Here is a 19,353-nt window from a genome sequence, read left to right as displayed (position 1 = left end):
TCCACCCCGACGTCCAGACCGTCCAGACCGTCCCAGACTGGAGACTTCACGGTGACCACGGTGCACCACGCCCCCGCCGGGGGTGTCGTCGAGCACGCCGCTCCCGTCCCCGCTGCCCCGGCCCCCGCCGGGTCCGCCGACCCTTCCGCCCCGGCCCCCGACCACGCCGTCATCGGCGCGGCCAGCGGCCTGCTCGGCCAGTACCGGGCCGCGGCCGACGAGGCGTTCTTCGCCTCGCCGACCCGCACCCTGCTCACCGCCGGGGTGCACGCCCGGGTCCCGCAGGACGGGCGCCCGCTGCCCGTCCGGGTCGCCGCGACGCTGGCCGAGGCCCGTCGTGCCGGGGTCGAACGGCCGCTGGTGGTCGGCGCAGTGGCGTTCGACCACGACAGCCGGGTCGAACTCGCCGTCCCCGAGAGAGTCCGCAGAGCCGGGGCGCTGCGCGACGACCCGCTGATCGCGCTGCCCGCGCCGCCGGCCGAGGTGGTCGACTGGCAGGTGCGTCCGATCCCCGAGCCGGCCGCGTACGGCGCGGGCGTCGCGGCGGCCGTCGAGCGGTTGCGCGGCGGCGAGTTGAGCAAGGTCGTGCTGGCCCGCACGCTGGAGCTGAGCGCCGACCGCCCGCTGGACCTGCCCGCGATCCTCCAGCGGCTCGGCCGCCGTGACCCGGGCGGCTACACCTTCGCCGTCCCCGCCGGCGGCGGGCGGACGCTGATCGGGGCCAGCCCCGAACTCCTGCTCTCCCGGCGCGGAACGGCCGTCCTGGCCAACCCGCTGGCCGGTTCGGTGCCGCGCAGCGCCGACCTCGGCGAGGACGTCCGGCGCGCCGCCGCGCTGCTGGAATCGCCCAAGGACCTGCACGAGCACGCCGTCGTGGTGGACGCGATCCGCGCCGCGCTGGCGCCGTACTGCCGCACCCTGGACGTGCCGGCGCGGCCGACCCTGGTGCGCACCGCCGCGATGTGGCACCTGGCCACCACCATCACCGGCGAACTGGCCGATCCGGCGGTCTCCGCCCTGGAGTTGGCCACCGCCCTGCACCCGACCCCGGCGGTCTGCGGCGCGCCGACGGCCGTCGCCCGGCGGGTGATCGGCGAGGTCGAGCCCTTCGACCGGGGCCTGTACACCGGCATGGTCGGCTGGGGTGACGCGGACGGCGACGGCGAGTGGGTGGTCACCATCCGCTGCGCGGAGGCGGACGAGCGGACCCTGCGGGTGTACGCGGGTGCGGGCGTCGTCGACCGGTCCCGGCCCGAGGACGAACTCGCCGAGACCAGTGCCAAGTTCCGCACCTTCCTGGACGCCGCGGGGGTGTCGCAGTGACGGCGACGGAGAGCTTTCTGACGCAGAACCAGTCCGCCGTTGTGGGCCGGACCTCCGTTCAGGAGTCCGCCTTCACCCCGTACCCCGCCGAGTTCGCCGAGCGCTACCGGGCCGCCGGGTACTGGCGCGGCGAGACCTTCGGGCGAATGCTGCGTGAGCGCGCCGCCGCGCACGGCGAGCGGATCGCGATCGTCGACCCGGCGGGGGAGGGGCGGCGCTGGACGTACGCCGAACTCGACCGCCGCGCCGACCGGATGGCCGCCGGGCTGCTCGCCCGGGGGATCGGGCGCGGCGACCGCGTGGTGGTCCAACTGCCCAACGTGGCCGAGTTCTTCGAGGTGGTCTTCGCGCTGTTCCGGATCGGCGCGCTGCCGGTCTTCGCGCTGCCCGCCCACCGCGCCACCGAGATCGGCTACTTCTGCTCCTTCACCGGGGCGGCCGGCTACGTCGTCGCGGCCGTCGACAACGGCTTCGACTACCGCGAACTGGCCTCCCGGGTCAAGGCGGAGAGCCCGGCGCTGCGGCTGGTCCTGGTGGCCGGGGACGACCCGGGCGAGCACCTCCGGTTGGCGGACGTGCCCTGCGACGGGCCCGGGCCGGTCGAGGAGCCGGAGCCCGGGAGCGTCGCCTTCCTCCAGCTCTCCGGCGGCAGCACCGGCGTGCCCAAGCTGATCCCGCGCACCCACGACGACTACATCTACTCGCTGCGCGGCTCGGTCGAGCTGTGCGCGCTCGACGAGGACAGCGTCTACCTGTGTGCGCTGCCCGCCGCCCACAACTTCCCGCTCAGCTCGCCCGGTTCGCTCGGCACGCTGTACGCGGGCGGCCGGGTGGTGCTGTGCCCGCGGCCCAACCCGGAGACGGCCTTCCCGCTGATCGAGCGCGAGGGCGTGACCATCACCGGGCTGGTGCCGCCGCTGGCCCTGCTCTGGCTGGACGCCGCCGAGCGCGACGCGGGCGGCCCCGGCGCGGGGGACCTGGACAGCCTGGAGGTGCTGCTGGTCGGCGGTGCCAAGTTCAGCGCCGAGGCTGCCCGGAGGGTGGGCCCGGTGCTCGGCTGCACGCTTCAGCAGGTGTTCGGGATGGCGGAGGGACTGGTCAACTACACCCGCCTGGACGACCCGGAGGAGCTGATCACCACCACCCAGGGCCGGCCGATCTCCCCCGACGACGAGGTCCGGGTGGTCGACGACCAGGACCAGGACCTGCCCGACGGCGCCACCGGCCACCTGCTCACCCGCGGCCCGTACACCATCCGCGGCTACTGGAACGCGCCCGAGCACAACGCCAACTCCTTCACGGCCGAGGGCTTCTACCGCACCGGCGACCTCGTCCGCCGCACCCCGACCGGCCACCTGGTGGTCGAGGGCCGGGCCAAGGACCAGATCAACCGGGGCGGCGAGAAGGTCGCCGCCGAGGAGATCGAGAACCACCTGCTCGCCCACCCCGCCGTGCACGACGCGGCGGTGGTGTCGATGCCCGACCCCTACCTCGGCGAACGCACCTGCGCCTACGTCGTCCTGCGTACCGAGCATCGCGAACAGCCGCCGAAGAGCATCGAGTTGAAGCGCTTCGTACGGCAGCGCGGACTGGCCGAGTACAAGGTGCCGGACCGGGTCGAGTTCGTCGACGCCTTCCCCGCCACCGGGATCGGCAAGGTCAGCAAGAAGGACCTGCGCGCCGCCATCGCGGCCGCACTCCCTACTCACTGAAGGAAAGACCACCGTGGGCCTGCCCCGCATTCCCTCCTATCCCCTGCCCGCCGCCACCGAACTGCCCGCCAACCGGGTCGAGTGGACGGTCGACCCGGACCGCGCCGTGCTGCTGGTGCACGACCTGCAGAACCACTTCCTGGACGCCTTCGACGCCGCCGCCGCGCCGGTGCCCGAACTCCTCGGGAACGTCGGCCGGTTGGCCGGGGCGGCGCGCGCCCACGGCATACCGGTGCTCTACTCGGCCCAGCCCGGCGGGCAGAGCCCGGCCGAACGCGGCCTCCAGCAGGACTTCTGGGGCCCGGGCATCCCGGACGACCCTCGCGCGACGGCGATCGCCGACGCCGTCGCCCCCGCACCGGGCGACACGCTGCTCACCAAGTGGAAGTACAGCGCCTTCGTACGCACCGATCTGGACCGGCTGCTGCGCGAACAGGGCCGGGACCAGCTGGTGATCACCGGCGTGTACGCGCACATCGGGGTACAGGCCACCGCCTGCGACGCCTGGATGCGCGACCTGCCGGCCTTCGTGGTGGCCGACGCGGTCGCCGACTTCGGCCCGGACGAGCACCGCGCGGCGCTGTCCTGGGTGGCCGGCCGCTGCGGGCAGGTCACCACCACCGACGCCGTCCTCGCGATGCTGGAAGGGAAGTGACGGGCATGGCCTTCACCGTGGAGCGGATCCGGGCCGAGGTCGCCGACCTGCTCGGCGAGGACCCGGCGGACGTCCCGCTGGACGAGAACCTGGCCGACTGGGGCCTGGACTCGGTCCGGCTGATGGCGCTCGCCGAGCGCTGGCGGGCCGAGGGCGCCGAGGTGGCGTTCGTGCAACTGGCCGAGCGCCCGGCTGTCGAGGCCTGGGCCGCACTGCTCGGCGCGGCCTGATGGAGACGGTGCTGCTGGAGGCCGCCGGGCCGCAGGCGCCCCCGCGCACGGACCGGGCGGCGAAGTACCCGCCGACCACCGTCGTGGGGCCGGTCGAGGCGCAGGCCGCCCGGACCCCGGACGCCCCCGCCGTGCTGCTCGCGGGCGGCGCGGTCGTCACGTACCGGGACCTGAACGCCGCGGCCAACCGGCTGGCGCGCGCCCTGGCCGCGCGCGGCGCCCGGCCGGGGGCGGTGGTCGGCCTGGCGCCGGCCCGCCACCCGGCGCAGCTGCTGACCGCGCTGCTCGCGGTGGCCAAGTCCGGCGCGGCGTACCTGCCGCTGGACCCGGCGGACGCACCCGGGCGCCGGGAGCGGCTGCTCGCGGAGACCGCGCCGGTCTGCGTGCTGGGGGAGGGGGTGCCGGAGGCGCTGGCCGGGCTGGACGTGGACGACGAGCTGGCCACCGACCCGCCCCGGGCGCTCACGCCGCAGCACCTGCTCTGCGTCGGGTACGGCCCTGGCGGGCGACCGGACGCCGTCCGGCTCACCCACGCCGAGGCCGACCGCCGGGTGCGCGAGTTCCAGGCGGCCCACCCGCTCGGCCCGGGTGACCGGGTGCTGCAACTGGGCCTGCCGCTCTGGGAGTTCCTCTGGCCGCTGCGGACCGGCGCCGCCGTGGTGCTGGCCGACCCGCAGCGGCCGGGCGAGGTCGGGGAGCTGGTGAGGGAGCTGGGCGTCACGGCGGTGCGGGCGTCGTCGGCGGCGCTGCTGGGCGGCTGACGGGGGCGGGGCGAGGGCGGCGAACAGATGACAACGTTCAGCGAACAAATTTCAGATAACAGATGATGAAATCTGTTATCTGAAAGTTGTCATCTGTCAGTCGTCGATCGGCGGCCGTCGGTCGCCATGCGTCGGCTGTCAGGCGTTCGCCGCCAGGTCGGCCGCCGTCCAGGCCATGGCGACCGCGCCGTCCAGCACTGCCCGGTCGGCCTCCGCCCCCACCGCGGCCTCGGCGAACGCGGCCTCGTGCGGGGCGCAGGCACCACCGGTGATGTCCAGCACCGGGTGGATGGCGGGCACGGCGTGGGAGACGTTCCCCATGTCGGTGCACGCGAACGGCCCGCTCTCGACCGGCTCCGGCCGGCCGAGCGCCGCCGCGTTGGCCCGCCAGAGGGCGAGCAGGGCGGGGTCGGAGCGCATGTCCAGGTAGTCCGGTTCGGGCCGGTCGAGCGTCACCTCGCAACCGGTGGCGAGCGCCCCGGCCCGGAAGCAGTCCTCGACCCGGGCCCGCAACTGCGCGAGGTCCTCGGCCGCCGAGGCGCGGATCTCGTACTCCGCGCTCGCGCTGTCGGGGATCAGGTTGGGCGCGGTGCCGGCGGCGGTGGTGATGCCGTGCACCCGCCACTGCGGCGGCAGGTGCTGGCGCAGCAGCCCGAGGGCGACCTGGGCGACGGTGAGGGCGTCGGCGGCGTTGCGGCCCTGGTGCGGGTTGAGGCTCGGGTGGGCGGCGCGGCCGGTGTAGCGGACGGAGAGGGTGCCGAGCGCGAAGGAGCGGAAGTCGGCGACCTCGACCGGGCAGGGGTGCACCATCATCGCCGCGTCCACGCCGTCGAAGGCGCCCGCCTCCAGCAGGAGTGCCTTTCCGGCTCCGCGTTCTTCGGCCGGCGCGCCGATCACCCGTACGGTGAGCCCGAGTTGGTCGGCGTACGGGGCGAGGCCGAGTGCCGCGCCGAGGCCGGCGGCGGCGATCAGGTTGTGCCCGCAGGCGTGCCCGAGGCCGGGCAGCGCGTCGTACTCGCAGACGAGTGCGACGGTGACCGGCCCGCTGCCGAGGCTCGCGGTGAACGCGGTGTCCAGTCCGTGCGCGGGCGCGGTGACGGCGTAGCCGTGGGCGCGCAGGAGTTCGGCGCACCAGGCGGCCGCGCGGTGCTCCTCGAACGCGGTCTCGGGGTGGGCGTGGATGCGGTGGCTGAGCGCGAGCAGTTCCGCGCGGTGCGCGTGGACGCGTTCGCGGACGGCCTGTTTGGTCGCGGTCAGGGGCATGGGCGGCGCCTCCGTGATGTCAGGGCCCCCGCGCTGGGGGGCCGTTGACCAGATCATATGAAGTTAGATTAGGCTAACCTAACTAGGCGTTTCGTTCGCCGGACCCCGAGGAGCACCCCGAACCATGCCTGCCGTCGAAACCCAGGCCGTCGATGTCCCGCTGCTCGCCGCCCAGGCCGCCATCTGGTACGCGCAGTCACTCGACCCCGACAGCCCGGTCTACAACACCGGCGACGCCGTCGAGATCACCGGCCCGCTCGACGAGGCCCGGTTCGAGGACGCGCTGCGGCAGGCGGTCGACGAGGCCGAGGCACTGAGCGCCGTCGTCGTCACCGGCCCGGACGGCACGCCCCGCCAGCAGCCGCGCCCCGGCCGCCGCTGGCCGCTGCACCACCTCGACCTGCGCGCCGCGCACGACCCGGCCGCCGAGGCCGAGGCCTGGATGCGCGCCGACCTCGCCCGCCCGGCCGACCTCGCCGAGGGCCCGCTGTTCACCCACGCGCTGATCCGCCTCGCCGAAGACCGGTACCAGTGGTACCGGCGGATCCACCATCTCGCCGTCGACGCCTACGCGTTGAACCTCCTCGGCGAGCGCCTCGCCGAGCTGTACACCGCGCACGCCACCGGCACCGAGCCCGCCGCACGCCCGTTCGCCACCCTCGCCGAGGTCGCCGCCGAGGAGGCCGCCTACCGGGACGGCGAGGAGTACCCGGCCGACCGCGCCTACTGGGCCGACCGCCTGGCCGGAGCCGACACCCCGGCGACCCTGCCGGGCAGCCCGGCGCCCGCACTGTCCGCAACCCCGGCCCAGGCCCCCCTGCGCCTCACCGCCGAGCTGCCCGCCGGCACCCGCGACCGGCTGGAGCGCGCCGCCGCCACCGCCCGCGCCACCTGGGCCGAACTGCTCCTCGCCGCCACCGCCGGCTACCTGCACCGCCTGGCCGGCACCGAGGACGTCGTGCTCGGCCTGCCGCTCGCCAACCGCCGCGGACCGGCCGCCCTGCGCACCCCCGTCGCCGCCGCCAACGTCCTCCCGCTGCGCCTGGCCGTCCGTCCCGCCGACAGCGCCGAGGCGCTGCTGCGCCGGGTGGTCCGCGAACTGCGCGCCGTCCGCCGCCACCAGCGCTACCCCCTGGAGGACCTGCGCCGCGACCTCGGGCTGACCGGCGAGCGGCGCGCCCTGTTCGGCCCGATGGTCAACATCAAGGCCTTCGAGGGCGATCTCGACCTGGCCGGCCTGCCCGGCGTCGTCCGCAACCTCGCCGCCGGGCCCGTCGACGACCTCGCCGTCGGCGTCTCGCCCGCCCCCGGCGGCGCGCTGCGCCTCGTCCTGGACGCCGACCCCGCCCGCCACGACACCGCCTCACTCGCCGCCCACCGCGACGGGCTGCTGCGCTACCTCGACGCCCTCGCCGACCTGCTGCTCACCGCCCCGCAGACGCCCATCGCCCGGATCGACCTGCTCGACCCGGACGGCCTGCGCCGCGCCACCGCCGGCCGCACGGAGCCGCCGCTCGGCCGGACGCTGCCCGAGCTGTTCGCCGCACAGGCCGCCCGCACCCCGGCCGCCGTCGCCGTCCGCAGCGGCAAAGTCGCCCTCACCTTCGCCGAGTTGGACGCCGCCGCCAACCGCCTCGGCCACCGCCTGAACGCCCTCGGCGTGCGCGCCGGTGCGCCGGTCGCGCTCGCCCTGCCGCGCGGCGTGGACACCCTGGTCGCGATGCTCGGCGTGCTCAAGGCCGGCGGCGCCTGCGTCTCCCTCGACCTCGCGCACCCCCGGCAGCGCCTGGCCGCCGTCCTGGACGACGCCCGCCCGGTCTGCGCGGTCGGCACCGCCGAGGCCCTCGCCCAACTGGACCTGCCGGCCGGCCTGCCCGCCGTGCTGCCCGGGGACGCGGACGCCGAGCCCGCCACCGCACCCCCGGCCCCCCGGCCCCACCACGCCGCCTACGTGCTGCACACCTCCGGTTCCACCGGCCGCCCCAAGGGCGTCGTCGTCACCCACGCCTCGCTGGCCAACCTGTACGCGGGCCACGGCGAGGACCACATCGCCCCGGCCGTGCGCCGCACCGGCCGCGAGCGCCTGCGTGTCGCGCACAGCGCCTCGTTCGCCTTCGACGCCTCCTGGGACCCGGTGCTGTGGATGGTCCACGGCCACGAGCTGCACCTGCTCGACGACGCCACCTACCGCGACCCGGCCGCCCTGGCCGGCCACCTGCACCGGGAACGCGTCGACTACCTCGACGTCACCCCCTCCTACCTCGAAGTCCTGCTCTCCGAGGGCATCCTGGACGAGGAGTGGCACCGCCCGGCGGTCATCGCGGTCGGCGGCGAGGCCACCCCGCCCGCCCTCTGGCAGCGCCTCACCGCCGCACCCGGCCTGCACCCGATCGACCTCTACGGCCCGACCGAGACCACGGTCGACGCCTACGCCTGGACGCCCGGCCCGGACGGCGCCCCGGTCGGCCGGGTGGTGCGCGGCTCCCGCGCCTACGTCCTCGACGGCTCGCTGCGCCCCGCGCCCGACGGCGTCGCCGGCGAACTGTACGTCGCCGGGGCCTGCCTGGCCCGCGGCTACCTCGGCCGCCCCGACCTCACCGCCGAACGCTTCCTCGCCGACCCGTTCGGCCCGCCCGGCGACCGGATGTACCGCACCGGCGACCTCGCCCGCCGCCGACCGGACGGCACCCTGGAATTCCTCGGCCGCGCCGACGACCAGGTGAAGATCCGCGGCTTCCGGATCGAGCCCGGCGAGATCGCCGCCGTCCTCGCCGAACTGCCGGGCGTCGCCCAGGCCGTGGTGATCGCCCGCTCCGGTCCGCAGGGCAAGCAGCTGCTCGGCTACGTCGTGCCCGAGGTGCTCTCCGAGGCGGCTCCCGAGGCAGCCTCCGAGGCGGTTTCCGAGGCGGTCTCCGAGTCCGAGGCCAAGCCGGAGGACACCGCCGAACCCGCCCCCGCCCCCCGCGTCGCCCTCGACCCGGCCGCGCTGCGGGCCGCCCTCGCCGCCCGGCTGCCCGGACACATGGTCCCGGCCGCCGTCCTGGTCCTCGACGAACTGCCGCGCACCGCCCACGACAAGCTCGACCACCGCGCCCTGCCCGAGCCGGCCGCCGCCGAGCCCGGCACGGCCCCGGCCACGCCGCAGGAGGAACTGGTCTGCGGGCTGTTCGCCGACGTCCTCGACCTGCCGCAGGCACCCGGGCGGGACACCTCCTTCTTCGACCTCGGCGGCCACTCGCTGCTGGCCGGCCGCCTCGCGGCCCGGCTGCGCGAGACCTTCGCCGCCGTCGTCGGGTTCGCCGACGTCTTCCGCCACCCGACCCCGGCCGCGCTCGCCGCCCTGCTCGACGCGCACCCCGGCGGCGAGCCCGAGACCCGCCCCGCGCTGGTGCCCGTGCCGCGCACCGACCGGATGCCGCTGTCACCCGCCCAGCGCGGCCTGTGGTTCCTGCACCGGCTCCAGGGCCCCAGCCCCACCTACAACATCCCGCTCGCCCTCACCCTCACCGGCCCGCTCGACCGGACCGCCCTCACCCTCGCCCTCGGCGACCTCGCCGCCCGGCACGAGGTGCTGCGCACGGTCTACGGCGAGGAGCCGGACGGCACGCCGTACCAGCGGGTGCTGCCCGCCGAGCCCGTCGAACTGCACGACGGCACCGAGCTCGCCGAAGCCGTGCGGCACGCCTTCGACCTCACCGGCCGGCCGCCGCTGCGCACCACCCTGTTCACCCACGGCCCGGCCGAACACACCCTGCTCCTGCTGCTCCACCACATCGCGAGCGACGGCGCCTCCACCACCCCGCTGGTCCGCGACCTGTCCGCCGCCTACACCGCCCGGTTGGCCGGCCGCGCACCGGAACTCCCGTTGCCCGCCGTGCAGTTCGCCGACCACGCGGCCTGGCAGCGGCAGCTGCTCGGCACCGCCGAGGCGCCCAGCCCGCTCGCCGCGCGGCAGTCGGAGTACTGGCGCACCGCCCTGGCCGGCCTGCCCGACCAGCTGGAACTGCCCACCGACCGCCCGCGCCCCGCCGTCGCCGGCCACCACGGCGCCACCGTGCCCTTCACCCTCGACGCCGAGGCCCACGCCGCCCTCGCCGCGCTCGCCCGGGCGGCCGGCGGCACCGTCTTCATGGCCGTCCAGGCCGGACTCGCCGCCCTGCTCACCCGGCACGGCTGCGGCACCGACATCCCCGTCGGCACCCCGGTCGCCGGCCGCGACGACCCCGAGACCGCCGACCTGGTCGGCTACTTCGTCAACTCCGTGGTCCTGCGCACCGACACCTCGGGCGACCCGACCTTCCGCGAGCTGCTCGGCAAGGTCAGAGGCACCGTCCTCGCCGCCCACGAGCACGCCGACCTGCCCTTCGACCGTCTGGTCGAGGAGCTCAACCCGCCGCGCTCCCTCGCCCGCCACCCGCTGTTCCAGGTGATGCTCGCCTGGCAGAGTCGCCCCGACGAGCTCCATCCGCTGGGCGGCGGCCTCACCGCCCGGATCGCCGCCGTCCCCAGCGGCACCGCCAAGTTCGACCTCACCCTCAACGCGGGCGAGCTCCCCGACGGCGGCATCGGCGGCTTCCTGGAGTACCGCACCGACCTCTTCGACGCCGCCACCGTCGAAGGGCTCGCCACCCGCCTCGCCCGGCTGCTCGCCGCCGCCGCCACCGCCCCCGACACCGCGCTCGGCCGGCTCCCGCTGATCGGCGAGGAGGAGCGGCTGCGCGCCCTCGTCGAGTGGAACGGCACCCCGTACACGTCGGCTCCGCACACGTCGGCTCCGCACACGTCGGCTCCGCACACGTCGGCCCCGGACGCCACCCTGGCCGGGCTGTTCGAGGCCGCCGCAGCCGCCAACCCGCGGGCTGTCGCCGTCAGTTGCGGTGAAGAGCAGCTCGACTACGCCGAACTCGCCGCCCGCGCCGACCGCTTGGCCCGGCTGCTGGCCGCCAACGGCATCGGCCCCGGCACCATCGTCGCCCTCGCCCTGCCGCGCTCGCTCGAACTCGTCGTCGCCCTCCTCGCGGTGGCCAAGTCCGGCGCCGCCTACCTGCCGCTCGACCCCGACTACCCGGCCGACCGCCTCGCCTACATGCTGGCCGACGCCGCCCCCGCCGCCCTGCTCACCGACCGCGCCACCGCGCCCCGGCTGCCCGCCCACCAGGTGCCCCAACTGCTCGTCGACGGACCGGAGTCGGCCACCCACCCGGCCGCCCCGCTGGCCCAGCACGAGCGCACCCGCCCGCTGCGCGCCGAGGACACCGCCTACGTCATCTACACCTCCGGCTCCACCGGCCGCCCCAAGGGCGTCCCCGTCACCCACCACAACGTGGTCCGGCTGTTCAGCTCCACCGACCGCTGGTTCGGCTTCGGCGCCGACGACGTCTGGACCCTCTTCCACTCCTACGCCTTCGACTTCTCCGTCTGGGAGCTGTGGGGGGCCCTGCTGCACGGCGGCCGCCTGGTCGTCGTCCCGCACCTGGTCAGTCGCGACCCGGCGGCCTTCCTCGACCTGCTCGCCCGCGAACGCGTCACCGTGCTCAACCAGACCCCGTCCGCCTTCTACCAGCTCAGCGCCGCCGACCGGGACCGCCCCGGATCCGAACTCGCCCTGCGCTACGTGGTGTTCGGCGGCGAGGCACTCGAACTGGCCCGGCTCGACGACTGGTACGCCCGCCACCCGGAGGACGCGCCCACCCTGGTCAACATGTACGGCATCACCGAGACCACCGTGCACGTCTCCTACATCGCCCTCGACCGGGCCACCGCCGCCGCCGGAAGCAGCAGCACCATCGGCGTCAACATCCCCGACCTGCGGGTCTACGTCCTGGACCAGCACCTCCAGCCCGTCCCGCCCGGCGTCACCGGCGAGATGTACGTCGCCGGGGCCGGCCTGGCCCGCGGCTACCTCGGCCGCCCCGACCTCACCGCCGGACGCTTCGTCGCCGACCCGTACGCCGAACTGTTCGGCGAACGCGGCACCCGGATGTACCGCTCCGGCGACCTCGCCCGCCGCCGCGCCGACGGCGTCCTGGAGTACTTCGGCCGCGCCGACCAGCAGGTGAAGCTGCGCGGCTTCCGGATCGAACTCGGTGAGATCGAGGCCGTGCTGGCCGCCCACCCGGGCGTCGCCGACGCCGCCGTGGTCGTCCGCGAGGACGCCCCGGGCGACAAGCGACTGGTCGGCTACGCGGTCACCACGGCGAGCCCCGAGGACCCGAGCGCCGTCGCCGCCCCCACCCCCGAGGACCTGCGCGCCCACGCCGCCGCCGGACTGCCCGCCCACATGGTGCCCTCCGCCGTCGTCCTGCTCGACCGGCTGCCGCTCACCGCCAACGGCAAGCTCGACCGCCGCGCCCTGCCCGCCCCCGACGCGCCCGCCACCGGCGCCGGACGCCCGCCGCGCACCCCGCGCGAACAGCAGCTGTGCGAACTCTTCGCCGAGGTGCTGGGCGTCGCGGCGGTCGGCGTCGACGACGACTTCTTCGCCCTCGGCGGCCACTCGCTGCTGGTCGTCCGCCTCGCCGGGCGGATCCGCGAACTGCTCGGCCTGGACGTCGGCATCGGCACCCTGTTCCAGTCGCCCACCGTCGCCGCCCTCGACACGGCCCTGGCGGCCGGCTCGCAGAGCGCCGACGCGCTGGACGTCCTGCTCCCGCTGCGGCCCGCCGCGCCCGGACGCCGTACCCCGCTGTTCGCCGTCCACCCCGCCGGCGGCCTCAGCTGGTGCTACACCGGCCTGATCCGCCACCTGCCCGCCGACCTGCCGATCTACGGCCTCCAGGCCCAGGGCGTCGGCGCGGCCACGGCGGCCCGGCCCCTGCCGCAGACCCTGGACGAGCTGGCCGCGCACTACGTCGACCGGCTGCGCGAGGTCCAGCCCGAGGGCCCGTACCGGCTGCTCGGCTGGTCCACCGGCGGGATCATCGCGCACGCCGTCGCCGTCCGGCTCCAGGACCTCGGCCACGCCGTCGAGTTGCTCGCGATCCTGGACGCCTACCCCGCCGAGGGCTTCCGCGACCTGCCCGTCCCCGACCAGGCCGAGGCGCTGGAGGCGCTGCTCACCATGGGTGGCTACGGCCCCGAGGACCTCGCCGGGCGGCCACTCGAACTCGCCGCCGTCACCGAGCTGCTGCGCCGCGAGGGCAGCCCGCTCGCCGGACTCGACGACGCCACCGTGGCCGCCCTCAACCGGATCTACCTCAACACCAACCACCTCGTCCGGGGCCACGACCACCGCCCCTTCGACGGCGACGTGCTGTTCTTCCGCGCCACCGTCGACACCATCGACGAGACCCTGGTGCCCGAACTCTGGACCCCGTACGTGTCCGGCCGCATCGACAACACCGACGTCGCCTGCTCGCACAAGGACATGACCCTGCCCGCCCCGATCGCGCACATCGCCCGCGTGATCACCGACCACCTGGAGAAGTCCTCCGATGAGTGACGCCCCCGCCAACCCCTTCGACGGCGACGGCGAGTTCCTCGCCCTCGTCAACGACCAGGGCCAGCACTCGCTCTGGCCGGCCTTCGCCGCCGTCCCGGCCGGCTGGAACGTCTCCCACGGCCCGTGCGAGCGCGCCGACGCCGCGCAGTGGATCACCGCCCACTGGACCGACCTGTGACCCCTCCGGCCGTCGAGGCCGCCCCGGCGCGCCCCCTGCTCGCGGGGCGCGCCGCGGTGGTCGTGGTCTACACCGCCGCGATGTGCATGAACGGCCTGGATTCGACCATCGTCAACCCCGCGCTGTTCACCATCGCCGAGGACTTCGGGCGGCCCGTCTCGGCCGCCAACGCCGTCGAGACGGCCTTCCTGGTCGGCCTCGCCGTCGGCCTGCCGGTGGCGGGCTGGCTCGGCGACCGGTTCGGCGTGAAACGGGTCTTCCTCGGCTCCCTGGCCGCGTTCACCCTCGCCTCCGCCCTGTGCGCCGCCGCGCCCGGCCTCGGCTCGCTCGCCGCCGCGCGGGCCGTCCAGGGCGTGGCCGGCGGGCTGCTCACCCCCGTCGGGATGACCCTGCTGTTCCGGGCCTTCGCCCCGCACGAGCGGGCCGGCCTGGGCCGGATCCTGATCGTCCCGACCGCCCTGATGCCCGCCCTCGGCCCGCCGCTCGGCGGCCTCCTGACCGAACACCTCTCCTGGCACTGGCTGTTCCTGGTCAACGTGCCGGTCGGGGTCGCGGCCGTCGTGACCGGGCTCATCGGCCTGCGCGCGGCGGACGAGCCCCCGGCCGGCCGCTTCGACACCACCGGCTTCCTGCTCGCCACCCCCGGCCTCGGACTGCTCACCTACGCGCTCGGCTTCGGCCCCGCGCACGGCTGGTCCTCGCCGGGAGTGGCGCTCAGCGGCGTGGCCGGTCTCCTCCTGCTCGTCATCGCCGTGCGCCACCAACTCCGCTCCGCCGAACCACTGGTGGACCTGCGGCAGCTCGCCGACCGCACCTTCGGCACCGCCACCTGGCTGGCCCTGCTCACCTCGGCCGGCCTGATGGGCGCCCTGTTCGTCCTCCCGCTGCTCTACCAGGCCGCCCTCGGGGCCTCGGCCCTCGACGCCGGGCTGAGCGTCTTCCCCGAGGCGATCGGCCTGATGGCCGCCTCCCAGGTGGTCGACCGCCTGCTGCCCCGGTTCGGCCCCCGCCGCCTCGCGCTGCCCGCGCTGCTGCTCGCCGCCCTCGTCCTGGCCGCCCTCGGCTTCGCCGAGAACCCCTGGGTCGTACGGGCGTTGATGTTCGCGGTCGGGCTCGTCCTGGGCACCGCCGTGCTCACCGTCCAGATCGCCGGCTTCGCCGACGTCCCCGGGCCCGCGATGGGCCGCGCCATGGGCCTGTTCACCATCGTCCGCACCCTCGGCGGCGCCCTCGGCATCGCCGCCACCGCCGCCCTCATCGGCGCCCTGGACACCGACGGCGGCTCACCCGGCCCCTACCGCCTCGCCCTTCTGCTCACCGCCGCCCTGGTCGCCGCCGGCACCCTCCTCACCACCCGCCTCCCCTGGGAGGCGCCGGCACCACCCCCCGCCGACTGAACAGCCACGCCGCACCCCGCGACCGCGGGGTGCGGCGTCAGTTCGTTGGACGCGGCCTTCCGGGCTCAGGCGCTCGGCCAGAGGATCAGGTCGGGCAGGGCGTGCCGGCGCGGTCGGTCGCCGAGGTCGGCGAGTGCGGTGCGGATGGCCCGGAGGTGTCCGACGGTCAGCTGCAGGGGCGGCTCGTCGGGTTGGTGGGTCGTGCGGATGGGGTAGTCGACGCCGGGGGTGCGGGTCATCTCGATGTGGCAGCCGAGCAGGTGCGTCACCGGGCGGCGTTCGGCGAAGTCGATCAGCCGGTCGACGGTGCGGGTGAAGGCCGGCCAGTCGTCGATGTAGAGGCGGCCCGGGTAGACGGTGTCGCCGGTGAGCAGCAGGCCCGTCCACGGGTCGTAGTAGGTGACGGCCGCCGGGTGGTGGCCCGGGGTGGCCAGGCATTCGAGCACCCGGCCGCCGCCCAGGTCCACCCGCGCGACGGCGTCCGGGTCCTGGTCGAAGCCGAAGTACGGCCAGGCCGTGGCCGGGTCGGCGCCGACCAGGGTCGTCGCGGGCCGGTCGGCGAACTGCCCGTCGCCCGCGACGTGGTCGCCGTGCGGGTGGGTGTGCAGGACGAGCAGTCCGTAGCCGTCGCGGGGGTGGTCGGCGAGCCACTGGTCGATGAGTCCGTCGACCACGGTGCGCAGGGGGAAGTACGCGGCGGAGGCGGTGGCCCCGGTGTCGATCAGGACCGCCCGCTCGCCCCCGAACAGCAGGAACAGGAACGGCGCCTCGTAGTCGACCGCCTTGTTCTGCCGCAGGATGACGGTGTGCTCGTCGTACGCGTGGACCTGGATGTCCGGGTCCGTGTTGTGCTTCGCGGACGGGGACCCGTGGATCCACCGCACGTCGAGCGGACGGGCGATCGGGGCACCGGCGGCCATGACGTCTCCCTCGGTGCGTCGTCTTGGCGGGCCGGGTACGGCGCACATCTCGTCCGGGGCGGTCACCGGCGCGCCGCCACCGGGACGCTAGCACGCCCGGGTGGCGGGACGCCTCGGCCGCCGTCGGTCCGGATGGTCCACCGGGAGTTCTCAGGCACGCCCCAGCAGGTGCGCCAGCCCGTCCGCCAGCCCGCCGCGCCAACAGGCGTAGTCGTGGCCGCCGTTGAACTCGCGGTACGCGAGGTCGTAGCCGCGGGCGGTGAGGACGTCGCGCAGGTGACGGTTCTGCGGGAGCAGCATCCACTCCTGGAGGCCGACCTCGACGTAGAACCGGGCCTCCCGCCTTTGCTCGCGGGCGAATTGGCGGGTCAGCCACTCACTGCCCTCGTCGAACTCGGTCTCGTCCGGCCACCAGAAGGAACCGGACTGGCAGAGCGCGCCGCCGAAGCGGTCGGGGCGCCGGAACGCGGCGAAGGCGGCGGTGAGGCCGCCCGCGCTCTGGCCGGCGATCACGGTGGCGGCCGGGTCGGTGGTGGTGCCGAACTCCGCCGCCGCCCAGGGGAGGAGGCGGTCGGCGAGGAGGTCGACGAAGGCCGGGTTGCAGCTGAGGTCGTCGGGTCGGCAGGGGCCCATGGTGTGGACGAGCAGGGCGACGGTGGGCGGGATGGCGCCGTCCGCCGCCAGGTTGTCGAGGGTGTCGCCGACCGACAGCACCTCGCCCCACATCTCGCCGTCCAGCAGCACGGCCACCGCGAACGGCCCGCCGCCGGCGGAAGGCCCGCCCCCGGCGGGGAGGTGGACGTCCACCCGCCGCCCGGCCACCTCGTGGGCCACCGTCCGCCCGCGCGGCACGCCGTCGCGCCGCCGGACGTACGGCTGGGCGGGGGCGTCGGGCAGGCTGAGCACGGACGACGGGTGGCGCCCGTCGCGGGCGGGCAGCCGGGGGGCGGCGTCGTGCGGGTCGGGGCGGGCGTGGTCGAGGACGCGCAGCCAGTCCGCCCGGGCGGTGCCGGGGGCGTCCCCCCGGAACGGGTACAGCTGGTAGGACGCCCGGTGGTCGGCGCGCAGCCGGTAGGTGATCGACCAGCGGCCGTCGTCGCGGCGGGTCATCAGGTGCGGGGCGAGGTCGCCGGCGTGCCGGTCCTTGTCGGTGACGGTGTGCAGGAGGGCGAGCACGCCGTCGCACGACGCGTCCTCGTGCACGAAGGTGACCAGGCGGTAGGCGGGGTCGGCCGGATCGGGCTCGACGAGGGGAAGGGTTTCCATCTGCGGTACTCCTCGGGAAGGTTAAGCGGGGGTGCCCTTGCGGCCGAGCAGCACCCAGAGCAGGAAGGGGCCGCCGAGGACGGTGGTGACGATGCCGACCGGGATCTCCACCCCGTCGATCAGCACCCGCCCCACGGTGTCGGCGAGCACGACGAGGACGGCGCCGGTCAGTGCCGAGCCGAGGACCGGCACGCGCGCCGGCCCGGCCAGCCGTCCGGCGATCACGGGCGCGGCCAGCGCGACGAAGCCGACCGGCCCGCACACGCCGACGGCCAGCCCGGCCAGTGCGACGGCCAGCAGCAGGCAGCCGAGCCGGACCCGGCCCGGGTCGACGCCCAGCGAGGCGGCCACGCTGTCGTCGAAGCGCAGCACCGCCAGCCGCCGGGCCACCGCCAGCGCGAGCGGTACGAGCACGGCCAGCCCGATCAGGACCGGGGTGGCGACGGCGTAGTCCCGCCCGTTGAGACTTCCGGAGGTCCAGACGTACAGCGAACCGGCCGAGTTGAGCGAGCGGCGGGCGAGCGCGACCTGGATGACGGCCGAGGCGAGCGCGGACATCGCGAGGCCGACGACCAGCACCCGGTAGCCCTGCGCGCCGAGCCCGCCGGAGACCAGGGTGACGACCAGGACGGCGGCCAGCGCGCCGAGCGGGCCGGCCCACCAGGCGCCGAAGGTGCCGGAGACGGTGGCGGAGATCAGGACGGCGGCGGTGGCACCGTCGTTGACGCCGAGCAGTTCGGGGGTGGCGAGGCGGTTGCGGGAGAGGGTCTGGGTGAGGCAGCCGGCCAGGCCGAGGGCGGCGCCGGCGGCGAGCCCGGCGACGATCCGGCCGAGCCGGAACTTCTGCACCAGCAGCACGTCCAGCCGGTCGCCGTAGCCGAACACGGCCTGGAGGGTGCGGCCGAGGCCGAGTTCGCTCTGCCCGGCGTGGGCGGACACGACGACGACGGCGAGCAGCGCCGCGGCCAGGGCGAGCGAGGCGAGCAGCGCCCGGCGGGGGAGCAGCAGCGACCAGGCGCCGCGCCGCAGCACCAGGTCGGGTTTCGGCGCGGGCGGCTCGGACCGCCGGACGGGGGCGGGCTCGGCCGGGTCGGCCATGCCGAGCGCGGCGGTCCGGCGGGAGCGGACGATCGCGATCAGCGCGGGGGCGCCGACCAGGGAGACGATCACCGACACCGGCGCCTCGAACGGGCGGGCCACCAGCCGGGCCAGCACATCGGCCCCGGTGAGCACGGCGGCACCGAACAGGCCGGCGAGCACGGTGAGTTGCCCGACCCTGGGGCCGGCGACGGCCCGCGCCAGGAACCCGGCGAGCAGACCGAGGAAGGAGATCGGGCCGGCCAGCGCGACGGCCGAGGCGGTCAGCAGGGTGACGGCGAAGGCGACCGCGGCCCGGGTGGCGCCGGGCCGGTGGCCGAGACCGCGGGCGAGGTCGTCGCCGAGCGCGAGCGCGGTGAGCGGCCGGGTGGCGAGCAGGGCGAGCAGGAAGCCCACGCCGAGCACCGGGGCGAGCTGGCGCAGCGTCGTCCAGCCCTCCACCCCGGCCAGCGAGCCCAGCACCCACACCCGGTACCGGTCGTACGCCTCGGGCGAGTTGACGATCAGCACGCCGGTGAGCCCGCCGAAGGTGGCGCCGACCGCCGAGCCGCCGAGCACCAGTCGCATCGGGGACCCGCCCCGGGCACCCGCGATGAGCAGCACCAGCGTGCTGGCGAGCACGGCGCCGCCGAAGGCGAAGGCCAGGTACCCGTACGAGGTCTGGATGCCGAGCACGGCGATGCCGAGCACGACCCCCAGCGAGGCGCCGGCGTTGACGCCGAGCAGTCCGGTCTCGGCGAGCGGGTTGCGGGTGACGGACTGCAACTGCGCCCCGGCGACCCCGAGCGCGGCGCCGACCAGCAGCGCGGTGGCCGTGCGGGGCAGGCGCAGGTCGCCGACGACGAGGGCGAGCCGGCCGTCCGCGCGGGCCCCGTGGCGGTCCAGCAGGTAGTCCAGCACCCGCCCGGGGCCGACCTCCCCGGCGCCGACGGACAGCGAGAGCGCGGCGAGGGCGAGCAGGACCGCGACCGCGCCGAGGGCGATCGGCCAGGCGGCGCGGCGGCCGTCCCCGCGCGGTGGCGTCGGCGGCGGCGGGGCGTCCGGCTCGGTGCGGGACTCCCCGGGGGCGCCCACTTGCGACAATGTCATAAGGTAAGGCTAACCTAATG

12 protein-coding genes and 1 riboswitch are annotated in these 19,353 nt (G+C 75.8%); of the genes, 8 read left to right on the top strand and 4 right to left on the bottom strand.

Features of this window, described 5'->3' with window-relative positions; all coding sequences use genetic code 11:
• The first annotated feature begins 171 nt into the window (after positions 1-171).
• The 5 genes from dhbC to ACIP37_RS11130 are packed head-to-tail and all read left to right on the top strand — an operon-like array spanning position 172 to position 4,681.
• The gene (gene dhbC / locus ACIP37_RS11150) at positions 172-1,323 is read left to right on the top strand and encodes an isochorismate synthase DhbC (protein WP_363627641.1); all 1,152 of its coding nucleotides are present in this window, start codon (positions 172-174) and stop codon (positions 1,321-1,323) included.
• Between the two features lie 41 nt (positions 1,324-1,364).
• A complete protein-coding gene (locus ACIP37_RS11145) occupies positions 1,365-3,035 on the top strand; it encodes a (2,3-dihydroxybenzoyl)adenylate synthase (protein ID WP_363627640.1) in 1,671 nt (556 codons plus the stop codon).
• A 13-nt stretch (positions 3,036-3,048) separates the two neighbouring features.
• Positions 3,049-3,690 (top strand): isochorismatase family protein, encoded by a 642-nt coding sequence (locus ACIP37_RS11140; RefSeq protein ID WP_363579580.1) that lies wholly within the window; start codon positions 3,049-3,051, stop codon positions 3,688-3,690.
• A 5-nt stretch (positions 3,691-3,695) separates the two neighbouring features.
• A complete protein-coding gene (locus ACIP37_RS11135) occupies positions 3,696-3,920 on the top strand; it encodes a phosphopantetheine-binding protein (protein ID WP_063349844.1) in 225 nt (74 codons plus the stop codon).
• Positions 3,920-4,681: an AMP-binding protein gene (locus ACIP37_RS11130; protein WP_400804685.1), complete on the top strand. Its 762-nt coding sequence runs from the start codon at positions 3,920-3,922 to the stop codon at positions 4,679-4,681. The genes ACIP37_RS11135 and ACIP37_RS11130 overlap by 1 nt, the downstream gene beginning before the upstream one ends.
• A 138-nt stretch (positions 4,682-4,819) precedes the next feature.
• Here ACIP37_RS11130 and ACIP37_RS11125 read toward each other — a convergent pair whose 3' ends face one another.
• Positions 4,820-5,944 carry an amidohydrolase gene (locus ACIP37_RS11125; protein WP_380368954.1) on the bottom strand — a complete coding sequence of 375 codons (1,125 nt, stop codon included), beginning with the start codon at positions 5,942-5,944 and terminating at the stop codon, positions 4,820-4,822.
• A 124-nt stretch (positions 5,945-6,068) separates the two neighbouring features.
• Between ACIP37_RS11125 and ACIP37_RS11120 the strand changes: the two genes are divergently transcribed.
• The 3 genes from ACIP37_RS11120 to ACIP37_RS11110 are packed head-to-tail and all read left to right on the top strand — an operon-like array spanning position 6,069 to position 14,960.
• Positions 6,069-13,385, top strand: a complete 7,317-nt coding sequence (locus tag ACIP37_RS11120; RefSeq protein ID WP_400843646.1) for an amino acid adenylation domain-containing protein — start codon at positions 6,069-6,071, stop codon at positions 13,383-13,385.
• Complete coding sequence (locus ACIP37_RS11115; RefSeq protein ID WP_400804692.1) at positions 13,378-13,563, top strand: MbtH family protein; 186 nt, start codon at positions 13,378-13,380, stop codon at positions 13,561-13,563. The genes ACIP37_RS11120 and ACIP37_RS11115 overlap by 8 nt, the downstream gene beginning before the upstream one ends.
• Positions 13,560-14,960 carry a DHA2 family efflux MFS transporter permease subunit gene (locus ACIP37_RS11110; protein ID WP_400804695.1) on the top strand — a complete coding sequence of 467 codons (1,401 nt, stop codon included), beginning with the start codon at positions 13,560-13,562 and terminating at the stop codon, positions 14,958-14,960. The genes ACIP37_RS11115 and ACIP37_RS11110 overlap by 4 nt, the downstream gene beginning before the upstream one ends.
• 65 nt (positions 14,961-15,025) lie before the next feature.
• Here the strand turns inward: ACIP37_RS11110 and ACIP37_RS11105 are convergent, their stop codons facing one another.
• The 3 genes from ACIP37_RS11105 to fhuB all read right to left on the bottom strand — a co-directional run bounded on the left by ACIP37_RS11105 (position 15,026) and on the right by fhuB (position 19,333).
• A complete protein-coding gene (locus ACIP37_RS11105) occupies positions 15,026-15,880 on the bottom strand; it encodes an MBL fold metallo-hydrolase (RefSeq protein ID WP_363579575.1) in 855 nt (284 codons plus the stop codon).
• A gap of 12 nt (positions 15,881-15,892) precedes the next feature.
• Positions 15,893-15,953: riboswitch (guanidine-III (ykkC-III) riboswitch) on the bottom strand.
• Between the two features lie 77 nt (positions 15,954-16,030).
• The gene (gene fes, locus ACIP37_RS11100; RefSeq protein WP_363579574.1) at positions 16,031-17,146 is read right to left on the bottom strand and encodes an enterochelin esterase; all 1,116 of its coding nucleotides are present in this window, start codon (positions 17,144-17,146) and stop codon (positions 16,031-16,033) included.
• A gap of 21 nt (positions 17,147-17,167) precedes the next feature.
• Complete coding sequence (gene fhuB, locus ACIP37_RS11095) at positions 17,168-19,333, bottom strand: Fe(3+)-hydroxamate ABC transporter permease FhuB (RefSeq protein ID WP_400804700.1); 2,166 nt, start codon at positions 19,331-19,333, stop codon at positions 17,168-17,170.
• Between the last annotated feature and the right edge of the window lie 20 nt (positions 19,334-19,353).

This window comes from Kitasatospora sp. NPDC088861 (genome assembly GCF_044750105.1).
GTDB lineage: Bacteria > Actinomycetota > Actinomycetes > Streptomycetales > Streptomycetaceae > Kitasatospora.
Note: the sequence above shows the minus strand (reverse complement) of the source record. Positions and strands in the feature narration are given on the sequence as shown.